The organism is Acetonema longum DSM 6540, from assembly GCF_000219125.1.
Taxonomy (GTDB): domain Bacteria; phylum Bacillota; class Negativicutes; order Sporomusales; family Acetonemataceae; genus Acetonema; species Acetonema longum.
In genome coordinates, this window is the sequence record NZ_AFGF01000013.1 from 1 (window position 1) to 12,716 (window position 12,716).

Here is a 12,716-nt window from a genome sequence, read left to right on the forward strand (position 1 = left end):
AAAGTTTTTTTCGCTTGCATCCAGCCGCCACATGCAATATAATCGCAACAGGAGAGTGATTACCAATGGGGCAGTATATCGGGGATATCGGCATAGCCTTTTCTGTCGTACTAATCATTCTGTATATGAATTGGGATAACTTTTTTTCGCAGTGACCGATCTTTTTGCTATCCTTGTCACAACCCTATGATCCCTCTAACGGAACCGGCACCGTCTGTGCCAACAGGAAAACAGCCTGCTCCGTAGAGCTTTAAGAAAAAAATCCAGCTTGCTATACTGCAAGCTGGATTTTTATTTGGCAGAAAGAAACTCTCTGCAATACAGGCTTTTCTCCTGCTTTCTGAACGTCGGTTATACAAGCGGTATTTCCTGGTATTCCGGCTGTTTAACCGCTTCGGCCAAAGCCTGTCGGACAAATTCGGCATGCTCTTCCATCCCGAGTCCCATGGCCTCAGCGCTTTGCCGCATGGTCTCACGATTCACTGCCCGCGCAAAAGCCTTATCTTTCATTTTTTTCATAATTGATTTTACTTCCAGGTTATCCAAGCTTTTGTCCGGGCGAACCAAGGCACAGGCGATAACAAATCCGGTCAGCTCATCCACGGCCAACAATGTTTTTTGCAGTAAGCTTCTTTCATGCTCCCAGTCCCGGGCGTGCGATTCCACATCAATGATAAATTGTGCATCAAAACCAGCAGCAGAAAGAATTTCTTGCGCATGACAGGGATGTTCATCCGGATACTTTTCAAAATCCACATCATGTAAGAGACCAACGCTCCCCCAATACTGGGAATCCTGGCCAAACTTCACTGCATATGCCCGCATGGCAATTTCTACTGCCAAGCAATGCTTTAACAGAACTTCACTGGTGACATGACCTTTTAGTACCTTCCAGGCATAAGATCTTGAAAGATCCATTATCGGTAAGCCCCCTTATTCAACAGCTTGGTTTGTTAACCAAGGCACTATCGTGCAGATGTATTTCCCGGTGTTGCATAATGTCAAGCTGAGTGCCTGATACCGCAATATTGCCGCCGGATAAGTAAATCACCCGGTCAGAAGGCTGCAGGGTCGACAGGCGGTGAGTAATAATGAAGGTAGTCCTCCCAATACTGGCCTGCCGGATTGATTCCATGACGCTCATTTCCGATTGGGTATCCAAAGAGGCGGTAGGTTCGTCTAACAGCAGTATGGCCGGCTGCAGGATCAAGGCTCTGGCAATGGCGATTCTTTGCCTCTGCCCGCCGGATAATAAACCGCCCATTTCGCCGGCAGGCGAATCATACCCCTGGGGGAGCTCCATAATAAAATCATGGGCGCTTGCCATCCGGGCAGCCTGCTCCACCTGCTCCGCAGTGGCATCGGGACAGCCATAGCGAATGTTTTCCCGAATGCTTGCATTAAATAAAATCGGTTCCTGCTGAATAAAGCCAATGCGTCGCCGTAACTGTGATACTCGGTAGTCCCGGATATTCACCCCGTCGACCATGATCCGGCCGGTGGTAGGATCAAACAGCCGCAGCAGCAGGTTGGCAATAGATGACTTGCCGGCGCCGCTGGGACCGACAATCGCAATAAATTCTCCCGGCTTAGCGGTGAATGATATATGGTTCAGAATTTCTACATCCGAACGGTAGCGAAAAGACACCTGTTCAAATTCAACGATACCTTTCACTCCTGCCGGTACTTCTAAAGAACCGTCAATGACAGCCGGCTGCTGCGCATATAAGGTTTCGATCCTTTTCCAGGCAACGAGACCCAGCTTCATCGCCGTATAAGCCTGAGCAATCTTGCGCACTGGCGGAGGAATATTAATAATGTACACCAAAAAGGCGAACATACCGCCAATGGTTAAATCTCCTTCAATGACAGCCCTGCCGCCAAACCATATAATAACCGTCAGGCCGATGGCAGCCAGGAATTCGATGAGAGGAACCAACATGGCATTAAGCCGTTGAATTTTTAAAAATTCCCCCGCTGCCTGCCATATCTTAGCGCTGAATTTTTGATATTCATATTCTTCCCGGTTATAACTTTGCACAGTGACGACCGATAGCAGGGAATGATGCAATAACCCGGAGACTTTTTCCATAGTCTCGGTCATCAAAGCCCCTAATCGGCCCACTTTTTTATTAAAAAAACTAATGGCCAGGACAATAAACGGCAGTGTGGCAAAAGTAACCAGAGAGAGCTGCCAGTCAAAATAAATCATAATCAACATAATAGCAATAACATTCAGAGACTCAACAATAAAATCAGAAATGCTGACTGTGACGGCCTGCTGGATGAACAGCAAATCATTGGTAAACAATGAAATCATTTCACCGGGCGGGCGTTTGAGAAAATAGGAATAATCCATTGACTGGATCTTAGCATACATTTCCTGTCTGACTGCCTGCAGCATTTGGTTGCCGACTCTTCCCATAGTATAACTATAGGCGTAGAGAAATAAACCCTTCAGCAGATATAAAATCACGATACCAACGCTAATAATATGCAGTTGATACCTTTCTCCGGCCGTTAAGACATTATCAATCAGCAGCTGCATCACAACCGGAGCTGCAAGGCCTGCCGCACTGGCTATAATAAAGCAAAGTAAAGAGATCATAACGATCGGCCAATATGGAACAAAAAGTTTATGCCAATATAGTGCTAGCATATATGCCCCCGTGCTGAACAAAAATACGCTGACGCTGAGATAAATAAAACCAAGGAAGGCAACGCCGCCTTCCTAATCTTGCCTCTTAATCATCTACTGCCGGGAGCCAACAATAAACTCCCCGCTAGTGAATATTCGATTCCTGCCCTGCAAATCCTGCCGAATAAAGTAATATAATAAAGAATTTTGATTTTCACCTGCGACAGGAAGCAAATCAGCAAAAACCGTGGCCAAAGAGCCGCCCACGGTTTTTGCTGCCTAAAAAAAGTCCCTTTTACACAAGAGGCCAGTGCGAATTTGCTGCCGAAGATCCGGCTCTTGCGTTAGGCATACCAATCTTTCTTTTATTTGTATTCCCGGTATGTGCTGAATACTTGGCGCCGCCATACCGTAGCCTTCGGTATCGTGCTTGCAGTTCCCTTTATTATGTTCTCCGGTGCATTAAAATCCCATACGGCACACTACTTCGGCCCTCTTGGCTCTTCAAACAGAGATCGACCATTTTGTATATAGGTCCATGGCTGCCGGCAAATCGGCAGTGTATTTTCCCGGTTGATTCATGGATGTGTTTTTCTATCCAAGCGTCACATTCGGAGAGCGTTTTCCGTTCTGACATACTTGTTCCCTCCCTCTCCCCTTTGGCTAATCGGGATTAGCCGCTGAATAGGCAGTTTTGTTTTTTCCCAAAACAAAAAGTCCCAGACCGAAAAGGTCCGGAGCTAAACTCATTTCACTGCCAAACAGCCAGCAGAGCAACAAAATTAAGATGTCTTCGCTCACTCCGCATTTCTTTCTCTGACAGTATCTGCCCGCAATCAGCATTTACCCGGTTGTTCTTTGTCATGATATTCTCCTTTGAACACAAGAAAAGCGCCCTATTCGGACGCTTCCCATGATTCGTAATTTATTATTGATCTTCCCGATAACAATGACATTCGTGTTCTTCTTCTTCCTCGCAACACTCCGGTGAAGCATCGGTAACACTGCAAAAATCATGGCAATGACCTACATCGTAACTGGTCTTACCTGCAAAGCAATGTGTATGTTCATCGCAACCACCAATATCTATTGCAGGGCCAGTCATCACATCGACCATATGCCAGTGGCACTCCCCTCCCTTCGGGTCATAGGAAGTCCTGAAACATATACGATGAACATGAGAACGACCTTTACGTATCGGCGTTCCACTTGTTCCAGTAATAAGGTGTTGGTGTTCGCAAGCTACATCTGCCATTGTTTGTGTAAGGTGTACATGCTCCATGTAGGCTTCCTCTTTATTAGGCTTATGCATTGGATATCCACGATCTTCTTCGTCTGACATTTAAAATTCACCTCCATCACATACTATGTAAAGTATACAGATAAGGTGATTGAGTATATAGTAAGCAGCCCATTCAGTATAAAAACAAATTGAAAGTGCTCTGTAAAAAATTAGAAAAAAATATTCAACGTTTGCACTAGTCACGCTGATTGAGCAGTATCAATTTCGAATATCCAAGCAAGAAAGCCGCCGGCCAATACCAGTTAGCGGGCTTTTATCTTCACCTAATTATTCCACAATCCCATCCGCCCTATTTGAACGCTTCTTCCTCTCTCTTTTGATGTATATATCTGAATAGCTTTTTATAGGCTTCATCAATTAATTCCGCATAATCCAGTAAATTATTATTGTTAACTTTTGTTACCAATTCATCAATTATAGCTTTACATTCGGGATATCAGAAACTGATATGATCTCATCTAGCATATTGCGGAGTTCAATATAGAATGGATTTCTTTCCAATACGTCCGTCTTAAAAAACAATCGGTCTTTTGGCATCTCCTTTACGGGTACCAAATCCCCTCGTTTGATCAAGTCAGATATATTTTGTTGGCTACAGTTTAAAATCTGCATTACTTCAGCAGTGTTAATTAATTCGTTTTGGATAAATTCAATCAATTTTTCTCTATTTTTAGAACAACATCCACTCATAGCCTTAACCTCTCCAGAATTCGTATTATTTCAATTGGCTGTAATTATAGCACTTTACTCGATGTATGCCAAGTAAGAGACCACAAAATAACCGTCATTTTATTGACGGTTATTTATATTTGAATAATTTGGTATAAATCATCTTCCTCACCTCGGTTTATTTTATACTATAAACCTTAGTTGTATGTGTTCTCGAATAAACTTTGTGTATTTAAGATTTAGTTCGGTCAATACCAGTGCGAATTCATCAACTGCCCTTTTGGTTGCTTCGTCCATGTTGCTCCCCCTCCTTTCTTCTTAATTTTTTTCCGAAATAGGAAATTATTGGTTTTCATCGAAGTATCACCTCAAAGGGAGGTAATACAATGAACGATCATGCCAAGGACATCTATTTACGAATCATGCAAATGATTCAAATCAAAGAGGCTCGTTTAAGGGAAAATCAGGATATGAAAGTCACTCTTCTTCAATATCCAGATTTTGAAGTAACTGAGATAGGTCGCCTGGGAAATGAATACCTTTTCTTTTCCGGGATGACTTCGCAGTCTCCGGAAACCACTCTTCTCCTTCCTGTCGAATCGATTCCAATAAGAATTGACGTAGTGGATCAGAAGGATGAGTTACCTGTAAAAGCAGTAAAGAAAATTGGGTTTCGGGGAGACATTTCAAGTAATAAATAATGGCATCTAACTTCTTAGCGTCGCTATTGGTAGTAGCGGCGCTTTCTTTTGTTTGTTCGTCTTTCTCACTCTCCTAGTGTTTATTGGCACTGCCTTTTTAAAATCTCCTGAGGAACGCATGGACCAGGGCGAAAAAGTTTCTGCCCTATTCGACGCTCGTGAAGTATACAAATAGATGTAAATGAGCGTGTCTTGAGCACATTGACCGTATGGAAGGGAAGATAGACCGACTCTCTCTCTTAAGGTATCTTCTACGAATCGGCTTTAAAGGATGATTTTTAATATGTTCCTGCAGAGGCATGGATACGGAACTATTTCAGACTGGCGGAACGCCCATGGCTATAAAACCAGGCGTGGTCTGACGCCGTAAATGAAAAAGACCCGGACAGAGTCCGGGCCATGTTTCAAAACTTCGTTGATAAGGTTGCTGTAAATCCTGATTATATGGTTACTATCCATCTCAAGATAGTATGCCTGGCGTTGGTGCCGAGGACCGGAATCGAACCGGTACGGGTGTTACCACCCGAGGGATTTTAAGTCCCTTGCGTCTGCCTGTTCCGCCACCCCGGCATTTAATTTTCTGCCTGCCGATAATAAAACTCTGTTATCGGGTCACAAAAAAACTGTTAGATTTAAATTTGGAGGCGGCACCCAGATTTGAACTGGGGGTGAAGGTTTTGCAGACCTCTGCCTTACCACTTGGCTATGCCGCCATCTTTGTTGGAGCGGAAAACGAGATTCGAACTCGCGACCCTCGCCTTGGCAAGGCGATGCTCTACCACTGAGCTACTTCCGCATTATGGTGCCGCAGGGCAGAATCGAACTGCCGACACGAGGATTTTCAGTCCTCTGCTCTACCGACTGAGCTACCGCGGCAATTATTGGCGACCTCGAAGGGATTTGAACCCTCGATCTCCGCCGTGACAGGGCGGCATGTTAGACCACTACACCACGAGGCCGTGAATGAACTGCAAAATCTATTTTATATCATTCCGGTTCTTCTGTCAACAAAATATTTAAACAAAATGACCTTTCCAATCTCTTTATGATCTCTGCAGAAATGTCGATGCTAGTCTTCAAGAGCACTCTTAACCACACGAAGCACTTCCTGAGGGGCAAAAGGCTTAATGATAAAACCGGAAGCACCCGCCTGATTCGCATCCTCTATTACCTGTTTTTGCCCAATAGCTGTTACCATAACAACGCGGGCCGAAGGATCTATTTCGTGAATTTTCTTAGCCGCCCCTATTCCATCCAGATGGGACATGGTAATATCCATCGTAACCAAATCCGGCTTATACTGCTGATAAAGCTGTACTGCCTGGTTGCCGTCTCCGGCTTCAGCCACTATTTCATAGCCTGCTTCTTTTAATAATTTGCCCAGCAACATGCGCATAAACATTGAATCGTCGCATATCAGTATTCTTGCCACATTGAATCCCCCTTGTTTAGCTCCGATAGAAATCATAAAAATGATGCGTCGGTCCGACCCCATGCCCCAGGTCGAACCCATGGCGAATCGCCATTGTTATGAACACTTTGGCCCGGCGAATCGATTCATCGAGACTCATTTTTTGCGCCAGACCGGCCGCAATGGCGGAAGAAAAGGTACAGCCGGTTCCATGGGTATGTTTGGTGTCAATTCGTTCATTCTCCAAATAGTTGAAGGTATATCCATCAAAAACCACATCGCAGGCGGCTCCAGACAAATGGCCGCCTTTGACAACCACATGCCCGGCCCCCATAGCATGAATTCGGCGGGCTGCTTCCTCCATTTTTTTATAGTCATCCACAGCGAATCCCACCAGTTCGGCGGCCTCATGCAGATTTGGCGTCACAACCCGGGCTAATGGAATTAAGTGGGACTTCAAAGCAGTAACAGCATCCGGCCGTAGAAGATGGCTGCCGCTTTTGGAGATCATGACCGGGTCTAAAACGATATTATGGGCCTGATGGCTTTTTAATCCTTCCGCCACCGTTTGAATAATTTCAGTGCTGCTCAGCATACCGATTTTCACAGCGCCAACTGATATATCGGTGTATATAGCGTCGATCTGGGCGCGGATAATGGCGGTATCCAGTTCACGAATATCCGTGACTCCCTGGGTATTTTGCGCGGTAATCGCTGTGATGGCGCTCATGCCATAGACGCCCAACGCCGAAAACGTTTTTATATCCGCTTGGATCCCCGCGCCGCCGCATGAATCAGACCCTGCGATAGTTAACCCTGTAGGCAGCATTGCTTTTCCTCCTTATTCTTTATCCCCTTTTTAATGATGATCAGTTTCATGAATTTCTGCGCGCATTTCTTCCAATGTCGGCAGGAGATGCGTACTGATCTTTTCTTGTAATTCAGCAATCTCCTTTGCATCAAAGGTTGAAATGACTGCAGGGGTACAGCGGATTCTCTTCTCACCGTAAAAATCATCCCGGTAGATATTATACATAATAGTTAAATTGCTGTCGCTGGCAAAATCGCTATAATCGACAATCAGATAGGCTCCGTTGATCCACCTGACAGGCCGGGCCGGATTTACAAACAAATCGAATCCGGCAGCTGTTGCCGGCAAACAGCCCGAATAGTCCCACTCCGTGATTTTCTTGGCGCCAAACACGTGTCCCAGAGTCTGCGGTTCCAATCCGGCCATGCTGGCTAATTGAGACTGGAGCCGTTGTCTTAATATAGCTTCAAACTGCGCCAGATCCTGACAAATAAAATTAATATCGACATATTCCAAAAGGCCGATCGAAATTTTGACTAAAAAATCCTTGGTCGCTTCATCATACAAAGCCGAAAAAGCGAGCCGGCGCGACTGGCATGAATAACTAAAAATGAGATATTGCGATCCGGTCATGCAATCCGGCTTGGTTAAGCTAAAACCGGCCATATCTGGTTCAAGACTGTCTAAGTAAGCCCATTGGCGGACTAGTTCCCTAATATTCTCCATAAAATGTCTCCCCATACTACGCAATCTAAGTATATTCTGTGCTCAATGGAAAAAACCTGCAAGAGTCACCAAACTTCCACTAAAAGAATACCATGGAGTAATCTGAAACCGGGAGGGAAACCAAATGTCCAAAAAGCAGAAGTTGTGCGCCCTGGCTTTACTGCTGTCGATATGTCTCGTCATCACCTGCATCGGCTGCGGCAGTCAGAAAACATCGTCGCAAACATCGGCTGTCACGGGACCGGACTGGGCGCCTAAACTGACTCCTTTACCCAAAGAGTTCACGGTCACCGTAGGAATGAAACAAGTCGTATCGGATGCCGGCATTCTCATCGGTATGGCCAAAGGATATTACCGCGATGTAGGGATCAAAATCGAAGCGGCGCAATTCAATTCCGGTCAGGAAATGATCAATCAATTGGCTGCCGGCCAGATGGATGTGGCAGCCACGGTGACGGCATCAGGATTATTCAATGCCATGTCACGGGACATTCCGGTCAAAATTGTCGCTGACAAGGGAGTGAATCTACCCGGCAAAGGCTACTACCGTCTGGTCATCCGCAAGGACTTAGTCGACGACGTCAAGGATTTTAAAGACTTGCGCGGCCGAAAAATCGCCGTTGTTGGGACAGCTTCCCTGGATGAGATAGCGTTGGTACGGGTTCTGGGAAAAGGCGGCCTGACTCTCAAGGACATTGATATGCAGGTAATCCGTGCTTTTCCTGATATGCTGGTATCACTGGCCAACAAAAGCATTGATGCGGCCATGGTCATTGAACCTTTTATCGCCCAAGGCATGGCCAGGGATATCCTGTATCCCTGGAAAGATCCATCGGAGTATGACCCGGAAGCGCAGACCGCCCTGCTGGTTTTCGGCACGTCTATGACTAAAAATCCTGAGGTTGCCAACCGGTTTATGACTGCCTATGTAAAATCCCTTCGAGACTACAATGATGCATTTTTCAAAGACCAGGGGAAACCCGAAATGATTCAACTCTTGTGCAACTACTCAGTCGTAAAAGATCCCAAGCTATACGACCAGATGTTTCCCATAGGTTTAAACCCAGATGGCTTCTTACGGGTCAGGGGTATCGAAATGGACCTGTCCTGGTATAAGGAAAATAATCTGCTAAAAGCAGATATCAAGGCCAGTGAAGCCATTGATCATCGTTATGTGGAATTTGCCAACGCCATATTAGGGAAGTACCAGAAGTAATCTTCCTAGGCAAGGTGACTACATAACCCACTGACAGGAGGTGAATTATGAACCCAATACGGCACATACGATTGTTGTCAATTTTATCACCTCTGACGTTACTATTGATTTGGGAGATACTATCCCGGCTGCAGGTGATCGACGTCCGCCTCTTTTCAAGGCCGTCGCTGATCTTTCAGTCCTTTATCCCCCTTTTACTGTCCGGTGAGTTGCTGCTGAACACCGGAGTCAGCATCCAGCGGGTGATATTGGGATTCATTGCCGGCAGCGCGCCGGGAATCATTTTAGGCATGAGCATGGGTTTGTCGCCTCTGATTCGTTCGGCGATCGAGCCCATGATTCAGGCAACATACCCCATACCTAAACTGGCGATTATGCCGTTCATCCTGCTGGTGTTCGGCATTGGCGAAACTTCCAAGGTATTTACCATTGCCATCGGCGTCTTTTACTTAGTGGTCATCAATACCATGGCCGGAGTTTTAAATATCGAAAAAATTTATCTGGATGTGGCCAAAAACTTCGGAGCCAGCCGTAAAGATTTTTATTTGACAGTGGCGTTTCCCGGAGCATTGCCCATGATCTTCGCCGGATTGAAGCTAAGTATGGGGATGGCCCTCATCCTGATCGTCGCTGCCGAGCTGTCAGCCGCTAAAGCCGGCGTAGGCTGGATGATCTGGCGGGCATACGACATGTTTGACATCGAGCAAATGTTTGTAGCGCTTATCGTACTGTCTGTTTTGGGTTATCTTTTTTCTCTGCTGCTGGATCAAATCGAACGATGGGTAATCCCCTGGAAAAATTAATGATATTATGTAATGGAGGTGCAGTTATTGGCAGATGTTCGCATTAAATTGGAAAAGATTCAAAAAATATTTGTCACAACCCAAGGAACCATCACTGCACTGGAGGATATTAACCTGCGCATCACAGACGGTGAATTCTTTTGCATCGTCGGGCCAAGCGGATGCGGCAAGACTACTCTGTTACGAATTTTAGCCGGATTGGAAACCATCACTGTCGGCAATATGACGATCAAAGCCCGGGATACCAGCCGTCCGCTGAATTCTATGGTTTTTCAGGAACAAAGCGTTTTCCCCTGGATGACAGTCACCGAGAATGTGGAATACGGCCTGCGCATGCGGAAAATGCCCAAACCGGTCCGCCGGGACATCGCCAATCATTATATTGAAATGATCGGCCTGAAACAATTCGCCGCTTCCTATCCCTGTCAACTGTCCGGCGGCATGAAACAGCGAGTCAGCGTGGCCCGCGCTTTCGCCAATGACCCAGAGATCCTGTTAATGGATGAACCTTTCGGCTCTCTGGATGAACAAAATCGCATTCTGCTGCAAAAAGAACTGCTGCGCATCTGGGAAGGGACCAGCAAAACCACGGTATTTATCACTCACAGCATTGATGAGGCCCTGTGCCTGGGAGACCGGATTCTGGTGATGTCCGCCCGGCCCGGGACGATTAAAACGATTGTGCCGGTAACCCTGCCCCGTCCCCGGGATGTAGAAACCATTCGGACCACACCGCAATACATTGAACTGTATCAAACCATATGGTCGCAACTGCGGGACGAAGTTCTAAAAGGAGAAACAGGAATCCCTTCCAGACGATAAAACAAACCCACGGAAACTCCGTGGGCTTTTATTCTGGCAGGGGCAGAAGGACTTGAACCCTCAACCAACGGTTTTGGAGACCGCTACTCTACCAATTGAGCTATACCCCTATAAAGAATGGAGCGGAAAACGAGATTCGAACTCGCGACCCTCGCCTTGGCAAGGCGATGCTCTACCGCTGAGCTACTTCCGCATAAGTTTGTCAACCTCTGACGGATTATTATAATATCACAAATCAACCGAGAAATCAATACTAAAAAATGGATAATATCACTTGGCGAGATGTTATTTCACTCAATCTTGCTCTCTGCCTAATATCCGTCAAATGGTTTATAGTTTACGGCTTCCCCGCTTGGTAATAGGGAGCCCTTTTGCGCACAAAGGACATTCAGCCGGCTGGTAACTCTGGACGGAAAGGTGCAGCAACGCTTCTGTAGGTACACCGAAAGAAACTTTACCGCCGCTGCGGTCTACCAACAGGGCGACCCCCGCTACATTTCCTTGTGCCTGTTTCACTACGTCCAACACTTCCTGCACCGAACCGCCGGTGGTCACAATATCTTCCACCACCAGCACCCTTTCTCCCGGGTGAATGACAAATCCCCGGCGCAAGGTCATAACGCCGTTCTCCCGTTCGGTAAATATGGCACGGGTGCCTAAGTTTTTCCCCACTTCATGGGCTAAAAGAATCCCGCCGGTTACCGGACCGACCACCACGCTGATTTGTTTGTCCCGAAAGCGTTCGGCCAGTGCGGCGCAAAGGGCCGCCGTATGCTGGGGATACTGCAGAACCTGAAATTTCTCCACATACATAGGACTGTGCAAGCCGGACGTCAGAAGAAAATGGCCTTCCAGTATGGCTCCTGTGTCAATCAAAAGTTGTTTCACTTGTGCTTCGTTTATGCTTAATCCCCCATTTCCCCAATAATTTTCTGTACCATTGCTGTGGGATTCTTAGCACCGGTGATCGGACGTCCGACCACTAAATAACTGGCCCCTGCCCGGATGGCTCCCCGGGGGGTGGCGATACGCTGCTGATCACTTTCAGCAGACCCTGCAGGCCGGATGCCGGGAGTCACGATCAGGAACTCCCTGCCGCAGGCAGCACGAATCGAGGCCGCCTCCTGCGGCGAGGCAACCACCCCATCCATGCCAGCCTTTTGCGCTAACTGCGCTAAATGAACCACCTGGGCGCCAATCTCACCGGGCATGTGCAGGTTTTGCCACTCTTCCTGCCCTATACTGGTTAACACGGTAACCGCCAGCAGCAGAGGTCGTTTCGCCCCATTGCCGGCACTAGCCTTATCCACTGCTTCCCGGGCCCGCCGCATCATGGTCAGGCCGCCACCGGCGTGAAGATTGAGCATCGAGACTCCCAGACCGGTCAGAACGGCCATGCTCTGCCCCACTGTGTTGGGAATATCATGAAGCTTCAGGTCCAAAAAAACCTTTTTCCCGGCCTGCAGCAAGCAAGGTACTGCCTGCCCGCCGGTGGCGTAAAATAGTTCCATGCCGACCTTATAATAGCTTACACTGTCCCCCAGAGCTAAAACTATTTTTTCCATAGCTGACATAGAACTGGCGTCTAAGGCAACAATTAAATGTTCTTCCATCCT

General features: G+C 46.9%; 13 protein-coding genes and 7 tRNA genes. 4 read left to right on the forward strand and 16 right to left on the reverse strand.

The annotated features are described in order from the left end of the window. Window positions 1-351 precede the first annotated feature (351 nt). The 4 genes from ALO_RS00945 to ALO_RS00960 all read right to left on the reverse strand — a co-directional run bounded on the left by ALO_RS00945 (window position 352) and on the right by ALO_RS00960 (window position 4,631). Window positions 352-918, reverse strand: a complete 567-nt coding sequence (locus tag ALO_RS00945; protein ID WP_004091896.1) for a hypothetical protein — start codon at window positions 916-918, stop codon at window positions 352-354. A 19-nt stretch (window positions 919-937) separates the two neighbouring features. Continuing rightward, window positions 938-2,659 (reverse strand): ABC transporter ATP-binding protein, encoded by a 1,722-nt coding sequence (locus ALO_RS00950; protein ID WP_004091898.1) that lies wholly within the window; start codon window positions 2,657-2,659, stop codon window positions 938-940. A gap of 907 nt (window positions 2,660-3,566) precedes the next feature. Then, on the reverse strand, window positions 3,567-3,980 hold the full coding sequence (locus ALO_RS21170) for a YmaF family protein (protein ID WP_072031796.1): 414 nt from the start codon (window positions 3,978-3,980) through the stop codon (window positions 3,567-3,569). Between the two features lie 375 nt (window positions 3,981-4,355). Further along, window positions 4,356-4,631 carry a helix-turn-helix domain-containing protein gene (locus tag ALO_RS00960; protein ID WP_004091902.1) on the reverse strand — a complete coding sequence of 92 codons (276 nt, stop codon included), beginning with the start codon at window positions 4,629-4,631 and terminating at the stop codon, window positions 4,356-4,358. 365 nt (window positions 4,632-4,996) lie between these two features. On the opposite strand from ALO_RS00960, the gene ALO_RS00965 reads away from it, so the two are divergent. Further along, window positions 4,997-5,311, forward strand: coding sequence for a hypothetical protein (locus tag ALO_RS00965; RefSeq protein ID WP_004091904.1), 315 nt, complete (start codon window positions 4,997-4,999; stop codon window positions 5,309-5,311). Window positions 5,312-5,792: 481 nt separating this feature from the next. On the opposite strand, the gene ALO_RS00970 is transcribed toward ALO_RS00965, so the two are convergent. From ALO_RS00970 to ALO_RS01005, 8 genes are all read right to left on the reverse strand, one after another. Continuing rightward, window positions 5,793-5,881 (reverse strand) — tRNA-Leu (locus ALO_RS00970). A 69-nt stretch (window positions 5,882-5,950) separates the two neighbouring features. Then, a tRNA-Cys gene (locus ALO_RS00975) sits at window positions 5,951-6,024 on the reverse strand. A gap of 8 nt (window positions 6,025-6,032) precedes the next feature. Continuing rightward, window positions 6,033-6,107: transfer RNA gene (locus ALO_RS00980), tRNA-Gly, on the reverse strand. Window positions 6,108-6,111: 4 nt separating this feature from the next. Further along, a tRNA-Phe gene (locus ALO_RS00985) sits at window positions 6,112-6,187 on the reverse strand. A gap of 6 nt (window positions 6,188-6,193) precedes the next feature. Next, window positions 6,194-6,270, reverse strand: a tRNA-Asp gene (locus ALO_RS00990). 110 nt (window positions 6,271-6,380) lie between these two features. After that, window positions 6,381-6,743: a response regulator gene (locus ALO_RS00995; RefSeq protein ID WP_004091905.1), complete on the reverse strand. Its 363-nt coding sequence runs from the start codon at window positions 6,741-6,743 to the stop codon at window positions 6,381-6,383. A gap of 16 nt (window positions 6,744-6,759) precedes the next feature. Continuing rightward, window positions 6,760-7,548 (reverse strand): bifunctional hydroxymethylpyrimidine kinase/phosphomethylpyrimidine kinase, encoded by a 789-nt coding sequence (gene thiD, locus ALO_RS01000; protein WP_085944917.1) that lies wholly within the window; start codon window positions 7,546-7,548, stop codon window positions 6,760-6,762. A 33-nt stretch (window positions 7,549-7,581) separates the two neighbouring features. Beyond that, the gene (locus ALO_RS01005) at window positions 7,582-8,259 is read right to left on the reverse strand and encodes a hypothetical protein (RefSeq protein ID WP_004091907.1); all 678 of its coding nucleotides are present in this window, start codon (window positions 8,257-8,259) and stop codon (window positions 7,582-7,584) included. A gap of 124 nt (window positions 8,260-8,383) precedes the next feature. Between ALO_RS01005 and ALO_RS01010 the strand changes: the two genes are divergently transcribed. The 3 genes from ALO_RS01010 to ALO_RS01020 are packed head-to-tail and all read left to right on the forward strand — an operon-like array spanning window position 8,384 to window position 11,100. After that, window positions 8,384-9,475, forward strand: a complete 1,092-nt coding sequence (locus ALO_RS01010) for an ABC transporter substrate-binding protein (RefSeq protein WP_004091908.1) — start codon at window positions 8,384-8,386, stop codon at window positions 9,473-9,475. A 47-nt stretch (window positions 9,476-9,522) separates the two neighbouring features. Next, the gene (locus ALO_RS01015) at window positions 9,523-10,278 is read left to right on the forward strand and encodes an ABC transporter permease (protein WP_040292462.1); all 756 of its coding nucleotides are present in this window, start codon (window positions 9,523-9,525) and stop codon (window positions 10,276-10,278) included. 12 nt (window positions 10,279-10,290) lie between these two features. After that, window positions 10,291-11,100 (forward strand): ABC transporter ATP-binding protein, encoded by an 810-nt coding sequence (locus ALO_RS01020; RefSeq protein ID WP_040292463.1) that lies wholly within the window; start codon window positions 10,291-10,293, stop codon window positions 11,098-11,100. 34 nt (window positions 11,101-11,134) lie between these two features. Here ALO_RS01020 and ALO_RS01025 read toward each other — a convergent pair. From ALO_RS01025 to pyrF, 4 genes are all read right to left on the reverse strand, one after another. Beyond that, window positions 11,135-11,210: transfer RNA gene (locus ALO_RS01025), tRNA-Trp, on the reverse strand. Between the two features lie 8 nt (window positions 11,211-11,218). Further along, window positions 11,219-11,293 (reverse strand) — tRNA-Gly (locus ALO_RS01030). Between the two features lie 137 nt (window positions 11,294-11,430). Beyond that, a complete protein-coding gene (pyrE, locus tag ALO_RS01035; RefSeq protein WP_040292464.1) occupies window positions 11,431-12,003 on the reverse strand; it encodes an orotate phosphoribosyltransferase in 573 nt (190 codons plus the stop codon). Between the two features lie 2 nt (window positions 12,004-12,005). Continuing rightward, window positions 12,006-12,713: an orotidine-5'-phosphate decarboxylase gene (gene pyrF, locus ALO_RS01040; RefSeq protein WP_004091913.1), complete on the reverse strand. Its 708-nt coding sequence runs from the start codon at window positions 12,711-12,713 to the stop codon at window positions 12,006-12,008. Window positions 12,714-12,716: the final 3 nt, after the last annotated feature.